The 19928-nt window shown below is 33.7% G+C and carries 19 protein-coding genes and 4 riboswitches; of the genes, 18 read left to right on the forward strand and 1 reads right to left on the reverse strand.

The window, feature by feature from the left end:
* Positions 1–33: 33 nt before the first annotated feature.
* Positions 34–1074 carry a GGDEF domain-containing protein gene (locus LC076_RS00315; RefSeq protein WP_226665274.1) on the reverse strand — a complete coding sequence of 347 codons (1041 nt, stop codon included), beginning with the start codon at positions 1072–1074 and terminating at the stop codon, positions 34–36.
* Between the two features lie 336 nt (positions 1075–1410).
* On the opposite strand from LC076_RS00315, the gene LC076_RS00320 reads away from it, so the two are divergent.
* From LC076_RS00320 to cobK, 18 genes are all read left to right on the forward strand, one after another.
* Entirely contained in the window at positions 1411–2385 is a 975-nt protein-coding gene (locus LC076_RS00320; protein ID WP_226665275.1) for an aldo/keto reductase family protein, read from the forward strand.
* Between the two features lie 366 nt (positions 2386–2751).
* The gene (locus tag LC076_RS00325) at positions 2752–3444 is read left to right on the forward strand and encodes a hypothetical protein (protein WP_226665277.1); all 693 of its coding nucleotides are present in this window, start codon (positions 2752–2754) and stop codon (positions 3442–3444) included.
* A 298-nt stretch (positions 3445–3742) separates the two neighbouring features.
* The gene (locus LC076_RS00330) at positions 3743–4237 is read left to right on the forward strand and encodes a M50 family metallopeptidase (protein WP_226665279.1); all 495 of its coding nucleotides are present in this window, start codon (positions 3743–3745) and stop codon (positions 4235–4237) included.
* 181 nt (positions 4238–4418) lie between these two features.
* Positions 4419–4605: riboswitch (cobalamin riboswitch) on the forward strand.
* Between the two features lie 450 nt (positions 4606–5055).
* Positions 5056–5598, forward strand: a complete 543-nt coding sequence (locus LC076_RS00335) for a cob(I)yrinic acid a,c-diamide adenosyltransferase (protein ID WP_226665281.1) — start codon at positions 5056–5058, stop codon at positions 5596–5598.
* Positions 5599–5618: 20 nt separating this feature from the next.
* A complete protein-coding gene (gene cobT / locus LC076_RS00340; RefSeq protein ID WP_226665282.1) occupies positions 5619–6680 on the forward strand; it encodes a nicotinate-nucleotide--dimethylbenzimidazole phosphoribosyltransferase in 1062 nt (353 codons plus the stop codon).
* 69 nt (positions 6681–6749) lie between these two features.
* A riboswitch (cobalamin riboswitch) is annotated at positions 6750–6949 on the forward strand.
* Between the two features lie 232 nt (positions 6950–7181).
* Positions 7182–8168 (forward strand): ABC transporter substrate-binding protein, encoded by a 987-nt coding sequence (locus tag LC076_RS00345; RefSeq protein ID WP_226666137.1) that lies wholly within the window; start codon positions 7182–7184, stop codon positions 8166–8168.
* The gene (locus tag LC076_RS00350; protein WP_226665283.1) at positions 8131–9195 is read left to right on the forward strand and encodes a FecCD family ABC transporter permease; all 1065 of its coding nucleotides are present in this window, start codon (positions 8131–8133) and stop codon (positions 9193–9195) included. Before LC076_RS00345 ends, LC076_RS00350 begins: the two co-directional genes overlap by 38 nt.
* Positions 9196–9198: 3 nt before the next feature.
* Positions 9199–10659: an adenosylcobinamide amidohydrolase gene (locus tag LC076_RS00355; protein WP_226665285.1), complete on the forward strand. Its 1461-nt coding sequence runs from the start codon at positions 9199–9201 to the stop codon at positions 10657–10659.
* Positions 10656–11606, forward strand: coding sequence for an adenosylcobinamide-phosphate synthase CbiB (gene cbiB / locus LC076_RS00360; protein ID WP_226665286.1), 951 nt, complete (start codon positions 10656–10658; stop codon positions 11604–11606). The genes LC076_RS00355 and cbiB overlap by 4 nt, the downstream gene beginning before the upstream one ends.
* 72 nt (positions 11607–11678) lie before the next feature.
* Entirely contained in the window at positions 11679–12758 is a 1080-nt protein-coding gene (cobD, locus tag LC076_RS00365; protein ID WP_226665287.1) for a threonine-phosphate decarboxylase CobD, read from the forward strand.
* Positions 12755–13300: a bifunctional adenosylcobinamide kinase/adenosylcobinamide-phosphate guanylyltransferase gene (locus LC076_RS00370; protein WP_226665289.1), complete on the forward strand. Its 546-nt coding sequence runs from the start codon at positions 12755–12757 to the stop codon at positions 13298–13300. The genes cobD and LC076_RS00370 overlap by 4 nt, the downstream gene beginning before the upstream one ends.
* A gap of 5 nt (positions 13301–13305) precedes the next feature.
* A complete protein-coding gene (cobS, locus tag LC076_RS00375) occupies positions 13306–14079 on the forward strand; it encodes an adenosylcobinamide-GDP ribazoletransferase (protein WP_226665290.1) in 774 nt (257 codons plus the stop codon).
* Positions 14031–14678 (forward strand): histidine phosphatase family protein, encoded by a 648-nt coding sequence (locus tag LC076_RS00380; protein WP_226665291.1) that lies wholly within the window; start codon positions 14031–14033, stop codon positions 14676–14678. Before cobS ends, LC076_RS00380 begins: the two co-directional genes overlap by 49 nt.
* Positions 14609–15037, forward strand: a complete 429-nt coding sequence (locus LC076_RS00385) for a bifunctional adenosylcobinamide kinase/adenosylcobinamide-phosphate guanylyltransferase (RefSeq protein ID WP_226665292.1) — start codon at positions 14609–14611, stop codon at positions 15035–15037. Before LC076_RS00380 ends, LC076_RS00385 begins: the two co-directional genes overlap by 70 nt.
* A gap of 182 nt (positions 15038–15219) precedes the next feature.
* Positions 15220–15420: riboswitch (cobalamin riboswitch) on the forward strand.
* A gap of 286 nt (positions 15421–15706) precedes the next feature.
* A riboswitch (cobalamin riboswitch) is annotated at positions 15707–15900 on the forward strand.
* 209 nt (positions 15901–16109) lie between these two features.
* Positions 16110–16493, forward strand: a complete 384-nt coding sequence (locus tag LC076_RS00390) for a (2Fe-2S) ferredoxin domain-containing protein (RefSeq protein WP_226665293.1) — start codon at positions 16110–16112, stop codon at positions 16491–16493.
* Between the two features lie 58 nt (positions 16494–16551).
* A complete protein-coding gene (gene cobJ / locus LC076_RS00395) occupies positions 16552–18192 on the forward strand; it encodes a precorrin-3B C(17)-methyltransferase (protein ID WP_226665295.1) in 1641 nt (546 codons plus the stop codon).
* A 45-nt stretch (positions 18193–18237) separates the two neighbouring features.
* Positions 18238–19146, forward strand: coding sequence for a sirohydrochlorin chelatase (locus LC076_RS00400; protein WP_226665296.1), 909 nt, complete (start codon positions 18238–18240; stop codon positions 19144–19146).
* Positions 19143–19922: a precorrin-6A reductase gene (cobK, locus tag LC076_RS00405; RefSeq protein ID WP_226665297.1), complete on the forward strand. Its 780-nt coding sequence runs from the start codon at positions 19143–19145 to the stop codon at positions 19920–19922. Before LC076_RS00400 ends, cobK begins: the two co-directional genes overlap by 4 nt.
* Positions 19923–19928 lie beyond the last annotated feature (6 nt).

Below are 19928 nucleotides of genomic sequence, written 5' to 3' on the forward strand. Positions count from 1 at the left end.
AATTATATCCCAGTCCCTATGAACGTTAAATTTTTATGACTTGAGTTCATTTTTCACTACACGATTTCTCCCCAATTTTTTTGCTTCATATAAAGCTAAATCGGCACGTTTTAATAGTGAATCAACTGTATCTCCTTTTGAAAAACTTGCTACACCTATACTAGAGGTAACGCTATTCACTGTAGTAAATATCTCGTTTTCAATCATCCTACGTAAGCGTTCAGCTTCGATAAAAGCATCCTGTAATGAAGTTTTAGAAAAAATAATAAACTCTTCTCCACCCCACCTACCTACAAACTCATTTTTTGAGGGGTGTTTTGTGATCAATGATGCGAATTCTTTTAAAACAATATCTCCTGTATCATGTCCATATTTGTCATTGATTCTTTTAAAATGGTCAATATCTAAAAATATCACAGCAAATGAACTGCTGTCATTTTGCGTATCATAAATCAATTTTTCAAATACCATGGTACATTTTCTCCTATTTGGAATTTCTGTTAAAGCATCGTAATAGGCATTCTTTTTAAGTGCATGAAATTCTGCATGGGTCGATACAATATATTGAAATGAATAGATCACTAAAATATAGATTAAGTTAGCTATATAATATTGAATAATTGAATCCATCTGTTGTCCTGTTACATCATTAAAATAGGGGAAACCTATGATTAAATTAAAAGATAAAACAAAAAGAGATACTATTAACCCATACTTTTTACCTAGTACAAGAAACAAATAAATAATATAAATAGGCATCCAGATGATAAAGTCTCCAAGTGACTGAATATCCAATTGTAAAAATTCCTCGTTAATACTTTTGTAAAAACTACCAATTAAATAAGTACTAATAAGAACAATATTAATTTTTTCATGGTATCGCATAAAAACAATATTCTTTAGTAAAAATAAGCTAACTAAGAAATAAATAATTAGTGAAATTGATAGAATATTTGTTGTTTGAGGATTATCTGATAAAAAAAAGTTACCAATTAAATACACTGAAATAAAGATGCTACCAAAGAAGTAAATCGTTCTTTTTATATTGTCTAATGTTTCTACCTTATCTTTCATATGTGTTTTCCTTCCACTCAAGCTGAGATCTATTTACACCTAATTCCGTGAACTTCATCCGACATTTTTCTACATTTTCCCCTTTTTTATAAAGAAATAGTCCTAGACTAAATTTTAAATCACTTAAGCCATTGCTACAAGGATTCATTTTTCAATTTGTGTTATGCTTTATTTGTTATATTTCCCCTCAAAACAGTATCTATGTTTCGTGGAATTTTTTTCATTGAATTAAACGAAACAATGGCATATGATTTTCTTAATTAACTAGAAATTTCGCAAAGAGGCTTCTTTGTGAAATGAGACTTTTAAATAAATTGGTAAAGGAGAATAGTTTATATGAAATATAGAAAATTAGGCAATAGTGGATTAAAAATTAGTGAAATTGGTTTAGGAAGCTGGTTAACTTATGGAAAATCAGTGGAAAATCAAACTGCACATGATTGTATACATAAAGCATATAATTTAGGTATTAACTTTTTTGATACAGCAAATGCTTATGAAGAAGGAAATGCAGAGATCGTATTAGGTGAGGCTTTAAAAAAATATGAAAGAAGTAGTTATGTTGTTGCAACAAAGCTTTTTTTTCCTATGGGTAAAGGTCCAAATGATCGCGGCTTATCAAGAAAACATATCTTCGAACAATGTGATGCTAGCTTAAAACGACTAGGATTAGATTATATTGATTTATATCAATGTCATCGTTTTGATCCCGACGTTCCAATGGAAGAAACACTTTACGCTCTAAATGACTTGGTCAAACAAGGGAAGATATTATATGCTGGTGTAAGTGAATGGAGCGCAGCTCAAATTGAAAAGGCAGTTGGAATACGCAAAGATCTACATCTAAGACCTATCATTTCTAATCAACCGATTTATAATATGCTAGAAAGATATATTGAGAATGATGTATTACCAGTTTCTAACCAGAATGGAATAGGACAAGTTGTGTTTTCTCCACTAGCTCAAGGTGTGTTAACAGGTAAATATAAACCTAATAATGAAAAACCTAGTGATAGTCGTGCAGCAAATGATTCTACTAATTTTGTCATTAATAGTTATCTTCGAAACGATGTATTAGAGTGTGTTCAAAAATTAAACAATTTAGCCCAAGATTTAAACTTAACACTAAGTCAATTATCACTAGCTTGGATTCTTAGTCATGAAGGAATCAGTTCAGCGATTATCGGAGCAAGCAGACCATCTCAAATTGAAGAAAATGTAAAAGCAATTGATGTTGAACTTAGCAACGACATTTTAGGTGAAATCGATCGTGTGCTTGAAGAAATAAAAGACTTTGCACCATTAAGATAATTATTGGATAAGCTAAATCATCTTACTAAGCCTCGAGTTAGTCACAATACTAGTACAAATTTTTATACTTTCTTATTTCTATAATCAAAATCTTTAATCAATCTAGGAAAGATACAAGTATATATTGAAGCGTTAATCCAAAAAGGATTAACGCTTTTTTGTGATGCATTTTATATTTAATGAGTATTTGAATTAAAAAATGAAACCTTTTCCTATAACTAACGTCATAATATACAACTTTAAGCTTTCCTCAAACATAAGAAAAGATATGTTAAGTTGGATTAAATTTTAACTCACTTTGGGAAAAAGTGATTATTGTACTTTAGTAGTATAAAAGAAAATACTAGAAAAGTGGAGATTATGAATATGAAAAAGAAATTAAATCTCATGTTTTATGTCTTAGCAATAAGTGTGATACTCTTTTTAGTAGGTTTTCATTATATTGATCATATCATAAACGGTAATCATAAAAGAATAAATGAAACAGAAGAAATACTAAAAGAAAAAATGGAAGCAAAGTACGATATTGTCATTAAAGATAGCAAAGGTTTTTATACAAGTACTATTGGTTATGGCGCAACATTCACTACTGTTAGTGGGATAACATTTGAAGCCTGGAATCGTCCACAATCAATCATTGATTTTTACAGAGAGGAATTGTGGAAAACAAAAGCTCTACAAAAATGGGGATATGCAGATGAATTTATTACTGGTGTGAAAGAGTTTAATGTTAATATTGGTTATCGTTTAGAAGAAAGAAAAGATAATGAAAATCTTTCTAAAACAATCGTTGAAGCAAAAAGTGATTTATGGATAAGCATTTATGTTGATTTAGAAGAATCATATAATAAAAAGAAAGCGTTGGAAATAGAGACGGGAATATTTAACTATTATCAACAATTACTAAAAGATGACGGTAAAGATATCGAATTAATTGTTAGATACGATGAAAATTCTCACAATCAAGATACAGGTTCTTATATGAATTCTCGGGACTTAAGCGGCAAATTTCCCATAATCAAAAATGTAAGAAATGTTTCAAAAACACTTCATAAATGATTTTGAAACAAAGGGCAATAATGGAAAATTATGATATATAGTTTATTATTTATGTTAAAATGAAGATAATAAAAAACATGGATATCTGGGGGAATTTGTATTCAAAGTATACTTCCAAACCCTTCAGAATGATCGAAAACGCTTTACTTTCAAGGCATGAATCCAAGTAGGGAGCTGATTTACCTTGTTGTAAATGTGACCATAGAAGAAAACGAGCTTTTGTCAACAGTCTAATTAAGAGATATTTTTGATAAATTAACAGTTCCAGGGATAGATAATTATAAAGGATGTTAAAATAATGATCAGTTTCTTATTAACTTTTTTATTGTTTATCGCGTTTATTCTTCCGCTTACAACTTTTGTTCATGAACTAGGTCATGCAATCACAGCTTCTACTTTGTTAAAAGCCCCTGTCAAGATTAGACTAGGAACCCAATATAAAGGTAACGGATTTACTTTAGGTAAAATAAATATTAAGATACAACCCTTAAGTGGTTGGGTTGGATTTTTCAAACACGACGTACCATCAGATAAAGTGAGCAAAAATAGCAATCTCTTGATCTATCTTGCAGGTCCAATTTTTTCACTTTTATTATTTAGTATTTGTTTAATTACGACATCCACATTAAATTTCCCAACTATTCTAGATCATTTGATAAAGCATATAAGTAATGCATCACTCTTACAATTTTTCATAACTATCGTTCCCCTGAAATATCCGGCTTTTTTGGGTTCTTATAGTGGAACATACAGTGATGGATATAGAATATTAAAATTACTTCAACCAAGATAACGATTCCATCTTCCCAAAGAATTTTAAAAGATATATCAAACTTTCATTATTTAAATAATTCTTTATCCTCACAACAGTTTTAATAGAAAAACACTTAAATATAAAAATAAGTTTCTTTGTAAATCGATGAAATTCATTTACAACAATTTTTATCTTTCATATAATGGCAATATTGAAATAAAAAGAATATTCACAAATAGGTTCTTAATTTAGGTTAAGAATAATAGGGAAGTTGGTTAAATTCCAACGCGGTCCCGCCACTGTAAACACTGAGCATATAGATAATATCCACTGTAATTTTTTATGGGAAGGATCTGTATTGCATTGAAGTGTAAGCCAGGAGACCTGCCTATTTGGTTGATCAAAAATCCTTCGAGGAAAGGAGATTTGAAAGAATAAGAGTGTATACTTTATTTTCATCTTCAACTCTTATCCTTTTAAATTTCAGCCTTTCCAATTAGAAAGGCGTTTTTTTATGAGCAATGTGAGAGCTCCATATGGACATTTGCATATTGTTCAATGCCCTTGACCATATAAGACTCGTACTTAAAAGAGAGACTCCAAACTGTCTATGACACCGCTTTTACTGGTGAAATAGGAAAAAAATCAAAAAATACATACAAAACAAATTCCTATTTACCTAGCAAAGATTGTTGCTAATTGAATGAATTATCTGTTTGATAACATTCTTTTTATCTCATAAAAGCTACTATTCTAGTAGAAAAGTTGCTACTAGACTTTATATAGTGCTGTTACCTTCGAGCATGTCAAAGCATCAAAGTTTACGAAAATAATCTTAAAAAAAGGATGAATGATCTATGACCGAAAAACAGAAAGGTTTAACACTTGTTTATACAGGAGACGGAAAAGGTAAAACAACAGCATCAATCGGTTTAAGCGTTCGAGCTATTGGACAAGGACTTTCAGTAAAGGTTTTACAGTTTATTAAATCAAATAAACGTACATATGGTGAAAAAATATCTCTAGAAAAATTAGGTGTTGAGATGATTCAGCTTGGTGAAGGCTTTACATGGACAAAAACACCTGATGTTCATCGAAACGCCCTAAAATCAGCATGGAAAATTGCAAAAGAAACAGTGATGTCAGGAAAATATGATGTTGTTGTTTTAGATGAATTAAATAATGCTCTTGCCATTGATTCATTTCCAATTGATGATGTTTTACCGCTTGAAGAAGTTAAGAAACTGATTGCTTCAAAACCAAGTCACGTTCATTTAGTTTTTACAGGTAGAAATGCGAAAGACGAAATCAAAGAGCTAGCAGATCTTGTATCAGTTGTTAATGTTGAAAAGCATTATTATGATGAAGGTATCCCTGCAGTTAAAGGAATTGAATATTAATAGAAAGTGAGATGTTATAAATGACCGTTTCAACTGAAGTATTGCAAACGATAGAGGGTATTAAAAAAATAAGTGAAAAGTCAATGAAACAGGCAAAAACTCATATTGATTCCTTAACAAAACCAATTGGAAGTCTAGGGAAAATTGAAGCACTTGCCACTCAGCTTGCAGGAATAACAAACAACCCTTTTCCTCATGTATCACCGCCTGGAATAGCTGTGTTTGCCGCAGATCATGGTGTGTCTGAAATGGGTGTTTCTGCTTATCCAAAGGATGTAACAGCACAGATGGTATACAATTTTCTAAATGGTGGTGCAGCAATTAATGCATTTGCTAAGCAAATAAATGCTGTGCTAAAAATTGTTGATGTTGGAGTTGCCCAAGAACTGGAGCATGATCAGTTAGAACAAAAGAAAGTAAAAAATGGAACAAATAATTTTGCTTATGAACAGGCAATGAGTAACGATGAAGTGAATCAAGCAATACAAGTTGGAATAGATACAACGGTTAAGCTATTGGATGAAGGAGCAAAAACAATTATTGTTGGTGAAATGGGTATTGGAAATACAACATCAGCAAGTGCAATTATCTCCTTAATTACTGGATGCTCTCTTGAAGATGCTGTTGGGTATGGAACTGGTATAACAGATACGATTAGAGAGAATAAGATAACAATTATTTCAAAAGCACTTCAAGATAGACAACCGAATAGAAACGACCCATTTGATATTTTAACGAAGATAGGTGGACTTGAAATTGCTAGCATGACGGGAGCTATTCTTAAAGCAGCTGAACAAAAGGTACCAGTGATTGTTGATGGATTTATTTGTACCGCTGCTGCCGTATTAGCCGTATTAATGGAGGAAAATGTACGTGACTATCTAATTGCTGGTCATCAGTCACAGGAAAAAGGTCATATTCATGGCTTATCTTATTTACAAAAAAAACCATTATTACAACTCGATTTAAGATTAGGTGAAGGAACTGGAGCAGCTCTAGCATTTCCATTACTACAAGCAGCAACAAATATGTTGAATGATATGGCAACTTTTGAATCAGCAGGAGTTTCTGAACATAATTAATTGGAAAATTATAAGAATTCTTTATTTACACACAATATAACTTCATTTATAATGATGCATGTCACAAAAAACAAATATTCGACAATAGGTCCTAGTGAAAGATAAAATTTCTAGGATAATAGGGAAGTTTGGTTGAAATCCAACGCGGTCCCGCCACTGTACTTGCTGAATGACCTTCTTTAGAACCACTGTACTTTTATCGTATGGGAAGGGGAAGAAATCATAATGATGCATGAGCCAGGAGACCTGCCTATTGTGTTTTTTAAGTATTCTTCGAGGAAAAGAATGGCTTTATAATGCGGTGTTTTATCTATGTGCTCTGTTAACAGCCAATATTGAAAATGGTAGGTTAGGTTTTACATACTTATATTTATCAATATTAGATTTAACAGAAACCTATTTAAAAGAATCACAATCTTTATGCATTTATCGCCTTTTCCTTTGGAATGGGCGTTTTTTGTTGGCAAAAAAAGATAAGGAGTGTTTGCATTGACAACAAGTATAAAAAAGTGGACATTATTTAGTTTCATTCTTGTTCTAATCATGATGTTCACCATTGGATGTGGATCAGATTCTGTCAAACCAGAAGAAGATTCACCAACAACAGCAGAAAAAACAGAGGAAGCAACTTCATCAGAAGCTGATGCTCCATTTCCTGTAACAGTAGTGGATGGAACTGGTGAGGAAGTAACGATCGATACAGAGCCAGAAACAATCATATCAGTTATCCCTAGTAATACAGAAATCACCTATGCAATTGGACAAGGTGACAAACTAATTGCTGTTGATAATTACAGTAATTATCCTGAAGAAACCGCGAATCTTGAAAAAATTGGAGATCAACAGTTAAATGTTGAAAAAATATTAGCTTTACAACCAGATTTAGCATTAGTAACAGAATATCAACATGAAAATAATCAAGATGTATTAAAACAATTCAAAGAAGCTGGTATAGATGTAGTTGTTATTAATAGTGCTGAATCATTTGATCAAGTGTATAAATCAATTGCCTTAGTCGGAGAAGTAACCGGTGCTTCAGAGGAAGCAGAAAAAGTTGTAAGTGAAATGAAAGAAAGTCTTGAAGAAATAAAAGAAAAAGCAAAAGCAGTAAAAGAAAAGAAAAAAGTATGGGTAGAAGTTTCTCCTGCTCCAGATATTTTCACAACTGGACAAAACACTTTTTTACATGAAATGTTAGAATCAATTAACGCAATCAACACAGCAGGCGATCAAACCGGCTGGGTGAAAATGACTGAGGAAGAAATCGTCTCTTTAAATCCTGATGTCATTATAACAACATATGGTTACTATGTTGACAATCCAAAAGAAGCTGTATTAAGTCGTGATGGTTGGGATGAAGTTCCTGCAATTAAACAAGAACAGGTATTTGATGTTGATAATGATACAGTGACAAGACCTGGTCCAAGATTAATTGACGGAGTTGAGACTCTTGCAAAACTTATTTATCCAGAAGTTTTTGAAAAATAAATTTATTTGGATGTACCTATTAACGGGAGTGTTTGTCATTTTGGCAGCACTTCTAGGTTTGTTTATAAGTAGTGTCCATTATCCAATAACTGTGATCATAGACATTTTATCTAGTAAAATACTAGGTACAAAAGTATTTGATGAACCCGTTCCACAAATGGCTGAACGAATTATTTGGGAAATTCGCTTTCCACGTGTGTTATTAGCTTTTTTTGTTGGTGCCGCGTTGGCATTAGCTGGTTCATCATTTCAAGGACTTTTAAGAAATCCACTTGCCGATCCATTTACAATAGGAGTTTCATCAGGTGCTTCTCTTGGTGCGGTCATTGTTTTATACTTCCAGATTACTATTTCTTTTTTAGGTGTATATACATTACCGATTGTTTCGATTATTTCTGGGTTTATCGCCATGTTTATTGTGTTTAGCGTGACCGCTTTAGCTAAAAAAACCTTATCCATTGAAACGATTATTTTAGCAGGTATTATTGTGAGTTCATTCATTAGTGCCGTTGTTTCACTGATTATTGCTTTAAGCCCTCAGGAAGATGCGCGCGCAATTTTGTATTGGTTAATGGGAAATATAGGCATGAGAGGGTGGAGTCATGTAAAATTACTTGTGCCGTTTTTTTTAATTGGTACTTTTTTATTGCTTTTCAGATCGCGTGAATTAAATGCCTTTGCATTAGGCGAAGAAGCTGCAGAACATTTAGGTGTAGACGTTCAGAAAGGAAAAATCTTCATCATTGTTGGAGCATCTTTATTAACAGGCTCTGCCGTCTCTGTTTCTGGATCTATCGGCTTTGTTGGATTAGTCATTCCTCATTTCACCCGTTTATTAATCGGACCTAACCACAAACATGTTCTTCCATTATCATTGTTTATCGGAGGAGGATATTTAATTCTTGCTGATTTATTTGCACGAACAATCATTGCACCTAGTGAATTGCCAATAGGTGTTATCACAGCATTAATTGGTGCACCAGTTTTTGCTTTATTGCTTATAAGAGAACGAGTAGGAAGGGGGTAAAAAATGATTACACTTCAAGATGTTGCTGGAGGTTATACGAAAAAAAACATTGTCCAAAACATCAGTTTCACGATCGAACAAGGACATTTCTTTGCGTTAATAGGTCCTAATGGAAGTGGAAAAACAACTTTAAGCAAAATAATCACAGGTGTATTGCCTCTTCACTCTGGTACAATCACAATTATGAATAAGCCACTACATGACTATTCTTCTATCGAAAGAGCGGAAATAATGGCTGTTTTATCTCAAGAAGCATCTGTAGAATTTGATTTTCTTGTTGAAGAAATTGTCATGCTAGGTCGCTATCCACATCAAAAAGGTTTTTTTAAGCATATTTCTAAGCACGATAAAGACATTGTTGAAGACGTTATGAAAAAAACATATGTATATGAGTATCGTAAAAAGCTATTTAAAGAGCTAAGTGGGGGAGAAAAACAACGTGTTTTACTTGCTAAAGCTCTTGCACAAGAACCGAAGATATTAATTTTAGATGAGCCGACAAATCATCTAGATATGAGACATACGATTGAAATGCTTCAACATTTACAGGAATATCAAAAGAATCACCAATTAACAATCATAGCCATTTTACATGATTTAAATATCGCAGCTCTTTTTGCAGATAAAATCGGATTATTACATCACGGTCACTTAGTGGAAACTGGTAATTTATCATTGTTACAGAAAGAGGAAAAACTGAATCTAGTTTATGAAGTAGGAATAAAAACGAATGACCATCCAGTTGTAGCAAAGCCCCAGATTTCATTAATTCCAAAGGAACAGAAACAAATACATAATGAATTTGAATTTACTATACATGAAACAAAAGACTACATCCATCTTTTATTTTCTCAGCCTTTACGAACTATTTCTAACGCTGTTTTAGGAGAAGGATTATCATGGAGTAGAAATTTCTGCAATTTTCACGTTCGATATGATTATCATTGTTCAGATCCAATACGTGATATTCAGGATTGGTTAGCGAAAGAAGCTATTTCTTCGTATAATACTGTTGGAATGATGACAGCTGTTATCTTAGAGGATAAAAGTATCATCAGAGAGAATATAAATGGAATAGAGATTCTTGCTGTTATTACAGCCGGAGTCGGCAATGCCGTAGATATAACACATGCTCATAATCAACCTAGGAATAAATGGGGAACAGTCAACATCATGATCTTTCTTGATGCTCATTTAACAGATGGCGCATTAGTGAATAGCATCCAATCTGCAACAGAAGCAAAAACAAAGGCATTTGCTGACCTTCACATTAAAGATATTAATACACAAACCATTGCAACAGGTACGTCAACAGATTGTACATTAATTGCTGCCACACAAAACGGTCAAGCTACACCATATGCTGGTTCAGGAACTACTCTTGGTAAAGCAATAGGAAAAGTTGTGTACAATGGACTAATAGAAGCAATATCTAACTATGAAAATCGGAAAAAAATATTATGATGAATATCTTAGAAAATCATTTTTCCCTTATTTTATTTGCTATATTGTTAGATGTGATAATAGGGGATCCTCGATGGTTTCCTCACCCTGTTATCATCATGGGCAAAGCTATTAGTAAACTAGAAAAAGCATGGAATAAAGCTAATCATCGCAAAATTAAAGGTTTATGTTTACTTTTATCTATTGTTGGTGGATCATATTTTGTCGTTTTTCTAATTTTAGAGGTACTGTCACTTTTTCATCCAATATTATCGCTCATTTTTGAAATTTATTTTATTTCATCAACAGTTGCGATAAAAGGTTTACAACAAGCAGCAAGAGACGTGTTAAAACCATTAAAAAACCACAATATATCTGAGGCTAGGAAAAAACTCAGCTATATTGTTGGACGAGATACAAACCATTTACCAGAATCAGAAATTGTACGGGGGACTGTTGAAACTGTTGCTGAAAACACAGTTGACGGTGTAATTTCTCCTTTATTTTGGGCATTAATTGGTGGAGCACCTTTAGCTATGGCTTATCGTGCCATTAATACTTTAGATTCTATGGTAGGGTATAAAAATGAAAAATTCATAGATTTTGGTTGGGCATCAGCGAAAACTGATGATCTAGCAAACTATTTACCTGCTCGCTTTACTGCTTTATTTATGTGGATTTTTTCTTTTTTTGTCCCAAAATCAAAGCGTTTGAATGCATTAAAGGTCACATTTCGTGATGCAAAAAAACACCCCAGTCCTAATGGCGGTTGGCCTGAAGCAATGACAGCAGGCTTATTAGGTGTCGTATTAGGTGGTGAAAATTCGTATGAGGGAATCGTTTCATACCGAGCTGAAATGGGGCAGTTTTATCGTAATCTACAGATAGGCGATATCAAAAGTTCTGTTCTATATATGCATGGTGCCTGGATTGTATTTGTTATCATCCTTTTTTGCTTTATCATATAAACAAACTCTTAAAATTATAAGTAAAAAACTTTTCAGAACCAGCCGCAAACAAACACGAAAGGCTTGATATACATGAAATGGCCAGCACATGGAGGTCAACCAGCAAAAATTTATCATTTAACAAATTTAACAAAAAGTGAAAAAGTCTACGACTTCAGCGCAAATCTTAATCCTTTAGGACCACCAGAGCAAGTAAAACAGCAATTACCTCAATCCTTTGATTTCATTCAGAGCTATCCTGATCCTGAATATGTAGAGGCAACAAGAATTGTAAGCAAACACGAGAATTTACAAGAAAAAAACGTTCTCCTCACCAATGGTGGAGCAGAAGCGATTTTTCTTATAGCTCAGTTATTTTCAAGTAAAAAAGCATTGATCATTGAACCAACTTTTTCGGAATATAGACGAGCTTGTGATGTATATAACATAGAAGTTATCTCATTATCCCTCTCTATTGATGATGATTTTAGCCTTCCACTAAATAATTTATTAACAAAGTTAGCTGAAGTTGATGTTGTTTTTTTATGTCGACCAAACAACCCAACTGGTACAATGGTAAGTTTTGATGAAATGAAGTTAATCATCCAAAAAGCGAATCAACATGAAACAATGGTGATTGTTGATGAAGCATTTATTCATTTTGCTCCATCTGAATTTGAAGATTTATCATCATTATTAGCTAACTATCCAAACTTGATTTTGCTTAGATCTTTAACAAAAATCTATGCCATACCTGGTTTAAGGCTGGGGTATATCGTTGCTGATGAGCAAAAAATTCACGTGTTACGAATGAAGCAAATTCCATGGAGTATAAACAGTGTTGTATTAGCTTTATTGCCAGCACTATTTTCTGATGAAAACTTTATTCCAAAAACGAAGCACTGGCTTCAAGAACAGATGTGTCAATTGAAAACTGAACTAAAAAAACTAGATTTCTATATTTCACCTACGGTAGTGAATTTCTATTTACTTAAAGATACAGTTAAAAATAATAAAGAGTTATTTCACTTTTTACTTCAACACCAGATAATTCCTCGTCATACACAAACCTTTAAAGGACTAGATGGTGATTATTTACGTCTTGCTGTTCGTAGTGAAGAGGAAAACAACTCTTTACTTCATGTGTTACGTTTGTGGAGGGAACAGCAATGATTACATTTATATCAGGTGGTGCGAGATCTGGTAAAAGCTCTTTTGCAGAAGATTTGTCTATAAAATCATACAAACGACATAATCAAAAAACAGACACTGAGATTAAACTCTATTATTTTGCTACAGCAGAGCGATCTGATGGGGAAATGAACGCTAGAATTGAGAGACATATTAATGAGCGGGATAAAAAGTGGAAAACGATTGAAGTACCAACTGACATAGCAGCTCGTCTCGAACAACTGAATACGTTTGATGTGATATTAATTGATTGCCTTACCGTTTGGTTAAATAATATGATGTACAAAAAACAAGCAGATTTATTTCAAATAAAAGCAGAAGTCTCTAATTGGATTGATATTTGTATTCGTAAACAATTGGTTCTATATATTGTTTCAAACGATTTAAATGAAGGAATGCTTGTAAAGGATTATTTTACCCATCAATATATGTATGCTCTTGAAGATGTCCACCAATTTATTATCAGTGAAAGTGATGCTGCTTATCAAGTGATAGCAGGTATACCGGTTCAGTGGAAGGGTTGAAATCCATGACAACTATTATCCAAGGCTTTTTATTAGCTCTTCAATTTTTAACAAGAATTCCCATTCCAATATCACTTCCTTGGAAAAAGGAGACAATTAAAGTTGCACTTATTTCTTTTGGACTTGTTGGATTTGTTATCGGAGGAATTTTAACTGGATTTCTTTATTTCGCTTATCCTTTGTTGCCATATTGGATGTCAGCTTTTGCCATTATCTCATTTTGGGTGTTCTTAACAGGTGGTTTACATCTTGATGGATTAATGGATGTAGCAGATGCATTAGGATCAAATGCTTCATTGGAAAAGCAACGTGAAATTATGAAAGATCCTCATGTGGGGAGTTTTTCTGTGCTTACTGTTGTTTTTCATTTAGGGTGGAAAACAGCATTTGTTTATGGATTGTTTACAATTGATACCATAGAGTTTTATCAATTATCTCTCATTTTTTTATTTGTACCAGCATGTAGTCGTTTACTAGCTCTTTATCTTTTATATTTTGTTCCCGTTATGAAACAGGAAGGACTTGCTTATGAATGGAAAAAACACCTTTCATACAAAGACGCCATTATAGCAGTCTTACCAATTGCTTTCATCGTTTTTTTTGCTCCGATCATGGCGTATCTTTTCGTAGCTTATTGTTTTATTTTTTTCATTTTACAACTTCTTATAAAGAAAACCTTTCATGGAATAAATGGAGACGTAGTAGGTGCTTCAATAGAAGGAGGAGAACTATGGGGGCTAGCACTAGCTTGGATGTATATCTCATTCGTCATGGTTTAACAAGATATAATCTTGAAAAGCGTTATCTAGGTTATACAAATGAACCTTTACTAAATGATCATGAAGAACAATTTTCCAGAGTAAAAAAAGCATTAGAAAATGTGACATTTCATTATAGGTACTCAAGTGATCTTATGCGTTGTATTCAGACGATAAACCATCTTATACAAAATCAACCCGTTTGTTTAGACGAAAGGTTAAGAGAGTTGAATTTTGGAAACTGGGAAGGGCATACATATGAGATGTTAAAAAAAGAGAAAACCTACCAAGCATGGTTAGAAGATATGGATAATCTTTCTCCACCAAATGGAGAGTCTTTCTCAAAGCTTCAGAAAAGAGTTGATCTTTTCTTTGAAGATCTATATAACCTATCTATGGGAGAAAATCAGAATATTTTGATTAGTACTCACGGAGGGGTTATTATGACATGTTTGCTGAAATTCAACATTACAAAGAAGCTATGGGATTTTCCAGTGAATTATGGTAGTGGGTATAAGCTATCATTACAAAATAGAGAGGGGGAATGGGTATGCAACTCGTGGTCGGTGGTGCCTATTCAGGAAAACGAAACATCGTCAAACAAAGTTGTGACAAGTTAGTATGGCATAGTGCCTATAATGGCGATGACTTTGTGGCATATAAAAAGTCTCTTCAACCAAATTCGACCATCATTCTTGAAGGGTGGGAAAAATGGGTTGAAGAGCAATTAACTAATGGAAAAACAATTGATGAAGTAAGATCTTACTTTATTGAAGAAATAGATCAACTATGCGAAATTGAAAACACATCCCCATTTCACTTTTATTTTATTATGTTAGAAATGGGTAGAGGAATTGTTCCAATGTTAGAAAAAAATCGAAATATTCGTGATGTCTGTGGATGGCTCTTACAGTATGCGTCAAGCAAGGCTGAAGAAGTTTATTATTGTTGGCATGGTTTAGCTAAAAGAATCAAGTAATAGCTATTTCAATATAATTTAATAATCGTAGATTCGTCGCGAAAAACAACATACTTTATAATCAACTAAAAAACATCATACCTAGTTAAATTTGGGTTATTTTACCGATATTAGTAAAATGTTATTGAAAAATATCGAATATTCATATATTATAGCAAATAGACAATATTATATTAATTACATAGAATGCAATAAATTAAGATGCCTAGCGGCTTAAAAGGGAATCTGGTGAAAATCCAGAGCTGTTCCCGCAACTGTAAGTGTGGACGAAATAAGATAACCACTGTGTAAAATCTTTTTCTAGTATAAAGGTTTTACATGGGAAGGTCTTAAAGTAGATTGAAGCACAAGTCAGGAGACCTGTCTTAATTTATCAAGTTTCAGTTTCTTCGGGAGGTGAGAAGGTGAGACGATCGCAATACATTTAACTAGTATTTCCTTGTTGTTAAATGCTGCTTGCTGTCGTTTTCATCCGCTCATAATCTTGAGCGGATTTTTTATTGTTTAGTAAATGAGAATGAGAAAATTCATGAATTGTGGATAAAAGTTTTTACGTGTTTGTTCCAGTACATAGCTTCGAGGAGCTGTTCAAGGAGTAGCACTATTTGTTTTTTGTCATTTCTATTTTTTATTACTCTAATTAATGGTCATTACCATTATACTTGTAAAACGTTATAGCCAAAGTTAGGTGCCACAGCAATGTTTTGCTTGGTTAAAAGGGAAGAACGGTGAAAAGCCGTCACGGTACCCGCCACTGTTATGGGGAGTTTGCATGTTAATTGTCACTGATTTAATAAAATCGGGAAGGCACATGTAAGCTATAATCCTAAGTCAGGAAACCTGCCTACTTTATTCTATACACATACCTACGGGAAAATAGGTAGATGTGTTATAAATATTGCATTTTGTATTTTTATGCGTATTTGTACACCTCTACCTAAGTAGAGGTTTTTTTATATTAAGAATAGCTTTAGCTATAAGATGTTACAAAATCTATACGAAAATCAAATACCTATAAACGCGATGAATTATTTAAACTATTAATCAAATTAAGAAAAGGACGTGTTTAAACATGGCAACTTGGAATTTATCTGAAACAAAGCATCATGTACTAATTTGTAATGGTAGCAGCTGTATGAGAAAAGAGGGAGAAGAAGTAACACAAGCTATTCGTGATGAAATCACAAAATTAGATTTAGATGCGAAAATTCATACAACACGTACGCGATGTAATGGAAGATGTAAAGATGCATGTGTTGCCATTGTTTACCCAGAAGGCACTTGGTACAAGGCTTTATCTCCTGATTTAGGTAGAAAGATCGTTCAGACTCATTTAGCGGGTGGAGAAGTTTTAGAAGAAGCAGTGATTTATCATTATGAAGATGAATCATTTGTTGCTCCTGAAAAGAGTAAATCTATTAAGGGAATCACAAAACCGATTAAAGAAAGTGTCTAATTCACACTTGGTGAACTAGGTTTGTAGAACTAGTAACCTATGAAAGGATGATCATATTTTGCGAGGAAAGTTACTTGTCATTGGCTTTGGTCCAGGAAGCTTTGAACATATGACAAATCGAGCAATGGAAGCAATAAAAGAAAGTGACTATATTATTGGTTATAAAACATATGTTGATTTAATTAAAGATCTCCTCACAAATCAAGAAATCATTAGTACAGGAATGTCTGAGGAAGTCAGTCGTGCCCAGGCAGCTGTTCGTTACGCAGAAGAAGGGAAAACCGTAGCAGTGATTTCTAGTGGAGATGCTGGAGTTTATGGGATGGCAGGTCTTGTTTATGAGGTACTCATTGAAAAGGGTTGGAAAGAAGCAACTGGTGTGTCAGTAGAGGTGATTCCTGGTATATCTGCGATCAATTCTTGCGCATCTTTACTTGGTGCACCAGTTATGCATGATGCCTGCACAATTAGTTTAAGTGATCATTTAACACCATGGGACTTAATTGAAAAACGACTAGAAGCTGCAGCACTAGCCGATTTTGTTGTCACTTTATATAATCCGAAAAGTGGTCGTCGTACAAGACAAATTCAAGAGGCACAAAGAATTTTACTGAAATATCGATCACCACGTACACCTGTAGGACTTGTCAAAAGCGCTTACCGTGATCGACAGCATATTGAAATTACTGATCTTGAGCATATGCTAGATTTTGATATTGGCATGTTAACAACCGTTGTCATTGGAAATTCCTCAACCTTTTTATATGACAATAAAATTATCACACCAAGAGGATATCAACGAAAATATACGTTAAACACAACAGAGCAGCGATTAAGACCACATGAACGTTTACGCCATGAAAATGAGCCCTGGGCCCTTCATCAAGGGAAAAATGACTCTGTAACAAATGTTGCTGTAAAGGAAAAAAAGGGACTAGCTTCAGAATCAACAATTTCTTCCTTAGAATTAGCCGTTGAAGCGCTTAGAAAGGTAGAAAAAAATCAGACTTTTGAGAACACTCCTCGTGCAGCTGTTCATCATCCTGTAGAGTCTATCTTCGAATTTGCTGTTAGCCCTGGTATTGCCAACAAAAAATTCACACCATCACAGCTCATTACATTAGCAGAAGTTGTTGGTGAAGAAGGATCAATGGAGTATACTCCACATCATCAAATTTATGTAAAAGTTCCTACAGCAGAGCCAGAAAGGGTAACGCAAAAATTAGAGGATGTTGGGTTTATTTTAGAGCCAATCGGAGATGTTTTTCAAATAAAAGCATGTGACTTTTGTGAGGGTGAGAAAAAAAATTCCATACCTCATGCAGAAGAAATTCATCAAAAGCTAAGTGGTCTTGATTTACCAAAAGAATTAAAGCTAGGTTTTAATGGTTGTGGAATGGCTTGCTTTGGTGCTGTTAACGAAGATATTGGTATTGTGTTTAGAAAAGGGAAATTTGATTTATTTTTAGGAGCCAAAACTGTTGGTAGAACCGCACATGCAGGACAGCCTGTTGCAGAGGGAATTGAGCCTGATGAAATTGTCGAATTAATTGAAAAAATCGTTTTAGAGTACAAAGAAAAAGGACATCCAAATGAGCGTTTTTTCAAATATTTCAAACGTGTGGGTAAAATTCAACACTATCAATATAAAGACATGACACCAAAGATTGAAATAGAACCAGCTCCTTGTGGAGATTAAGAAAGTTTCACGAAAACATCCTAAAAAAAGATCGGAGAGATGAATATGAAAGCAGTATTATTAGTTGGCCATGGTAGTCGTGATCCTCAGGGAAATGAACAAGTTCGACAAACGATTGAGGAGTTAATGCCATCTCTTGATAGTGAATTACTAATTGAAACATGCTTTTTAGAATTTGAAAGACCAACAATTAACCAAGGAATTCAAACGTGTGTTGAAAAGGGAGCAACAAGTATTTTCGTGATTCCTCTTATGCTTTTAGCAGCAGGACATTCGAAGATTCATATTCCAGCAGCGATTGATGAAGCAAAGGAAAAGTATCCTCATGTTAGCTTTACATATGGTAGACCATTCGGTATTCATGAAGAAACATTAGAAATTTGCAAAAGTCGATTAGAAGAAGTTGGCGAAGAAATTAATGAACATGATCCAGATACAGCGGTGATTTTATTAGGCCGTGGTGGTAGTGATCACGATGCAAATAGTGATTTATATAAGATTACTAGATTATTATGGGAAAAGCTTTCTTATAAATTTGTAGAGCCAGCTTTTATGGGTGTAACTGATCCCCTTATAAAAGAGGGTGTTGATCGCTGTATAAAACTAGGTGCAAAGAAAATCGTCATACTACCTTATTTCTTGTTTACAGGTGTATTAATTAAACGACTAGAACTTTTAATCGAAGAATTTCAGCAAAGCTATCCAGAAGTTGAATTTAAGCTAGCAGGTTATTTCGGGTTTCATGAACGTCTAAAGAAGATTATTTCTGATCGAATTCAAGAAGCAATACAAGGCGAAGTGAAAATGAATTGTGATACATGTGTATACCGAATTGATGCCATGCAGCATATTGATCACCATCACCACCATGATCATGACCATCATCACGAACACGATCACCATCATAACCATGATCACAAACATGAACATCATCATGAGGTTCAAAAAATATGATTTTGTTTTTGGCCGGAACTAGTGATGCAAGAGAGCTAGCACTTCAAATACAAAGCGTAGGATACAGCATTGTCACAACAGTTGTGACTGAAAACGCAGGAAGTGAAATGGAAAAAGTAGGACTGAAAGTGATCGTTGGAAGACTTACAAGTGAAGATTTTACTAGAATTATTACACAACAAAAATTCACATTAGTTGTTGATGCATCCCATCCGTTTGCAGAGGAAGCAAGTATTCAAGCAAGAAAGGGTGCACAAGATGCGAATGTCCCGTACATTCGCTATGAAAGAGAATCACAGGATTTTCTTCATCCTCTAATTACACTTGTTGATAGCTATGCGGATGCAGCTGAAAAAGCAGCCGAAAAACAAGGTGTCATTATGTTAACAACTGGAAGTAAAACATTACAGGTTTTCACAGAAAAGCTACTTCCACTTGACAACACACGTGTGATTGCAAGAATGCTACCACGAAAAGATAATATGGAAAAATGCGCGGAATTAGGTTTTCCCCAAAAAGATATTGTAGCGATTCAAGGGCCTTTTACTAAGGATTTTAACACCGCTCTTTATAAACAATATGGGGTAACAACAATGATTACAAAAGAAAGCGGAAAAGCAGGCTCTGTTGATGAGAAGCTTGATGCAGCAATTGAGCTAGGAATTGAAGTCATTATGATTAAACGACCGAAGATAGATTATGGACAATCTTTTTCAACGTTTTCAGATGTTTTACATAAAATTGATGAACTATTACCAAAACCAATATCTATTTAGGAGGAA

It is taken from the genome of Metabacillus litoralis (assembly GCF_020524045.1).
Taxonomy (GTDB): domain Bacteria; phylum Bacillota; class Bacilli; order Bacillales; family Bacillaceae; genus Metabacillus; species Metabacillus litoralis_C.

Excerpts from the sequence above, each read along its gene's own strand:
- LC076_RS00370 (WP_226665289.1), top strand. The coding sequence starts at position 12,755 with ATGATTACATTTATATCAGGTGGTGCGAGATCTGGTAAAAGCTCTTTT.
- LC076_RS00320 (WP_226665275.1), top strand. The coding sequence starts at position 1,411 with ATGAAATATAGAAAATTAGGCAATAGTGGATTAAAAATTAGTGAAATT.
- LC076_RS00325 (WP_226665277.1), top strand. The coding sequence starts at position 2,752 with ATGAAAAAGAAATTAAATCTCATGTTTTATGTCTTAGCAATAAGTGTG.
- LC076_RS00390 (WP_226665293.1), top strand. The coding sequence starts at position 16,110 with ATGGCAACTTGGAATTTATCTGAAACAAAGCATCATGTACTAATTTGT.
- LC076_RS00315 (WP_226665274.1), bottom strand. The coding sequence starts at position 1,074 with ATGAAAGATAAGGTAGAAACATTAGACAATATAAAAAGAACGATTTAC.
- cobT (WP_226665282.1), top strand. The coding sequence starts at position 5,619 with ATGACCGTTTCAACTGAAGTATTGCAAACGATAGAGGGTATTAAAAAA.
- cobK (WP_226665297.1), top strand. The coding sequence starts at position 19,143 with ATGATTTTGTTTTTGGCCGGAACTAGTGATGCAAGAGAGCTAGCACTT.
- LC076_RS00385 (WP_226665292.1), top strand. The coding sequence starts at position 14,609 with ATGCAACTCGTGGTCGGTGGTGCCTATTCAGGAAAACGAAACATCGTC.
- LC076_RS00330 (WP_226665279.1), top strand. The coding sequence starts at position 3,743 with ATGATCAGTTTCTTATTAACTTTTTTATTGTTTATCGCGTTTATTCTT.
- LC076_RS00335 (WP_226665281.1), top strand. The coding sequence starts at position 5,056 with ATGACCGAAAAACAGAAAGGTTTAACACTTGTTTATACAGGAGACGGA.
- LC076_RS00380 (WP_226665291.1), top strand. The coding sequence starts at position 14,031 with ATGGGGGCTAGCACTAGCTTGGATGTATATCTCATTCGTCATGGTTTA.
- LC076_RS00400 (WP_226665296.1), top strand. The coding sequence starts at position 18,238 with ATGAAAGCAGTATTATTAGTTGGCCATGGTAGTCGTGATCCTCAGGGA.
- cobS (WP_226665290.1), top strand. The coding sequence starts at position 13,306 with ATGACAACTATTATCCAAGGCTTTTTATTAGCTCTTCAATTTTTAACA.
- LC076_RS00355 (WP_226665285.1), top strand. The coding sequence starts at position 9,199 with ATGATTACACTTCAAGATGTTGCTGGAGGTTATACGAAAAAAAACATT.
- cobD (WP_226665287.1), top strand. The coding sequence starts at position 11,679 with ATGAAATGGCCAGCACATGGAGGTCAACCAGCAAAAATTTATCATTTA.
- cbiB (WP_226665286.1), top strand. The coding sequence starts at position 10,656 with ATGATGAATATCTTAGAAAATCATTTTTCCCTTATTTTATTTGCTATA.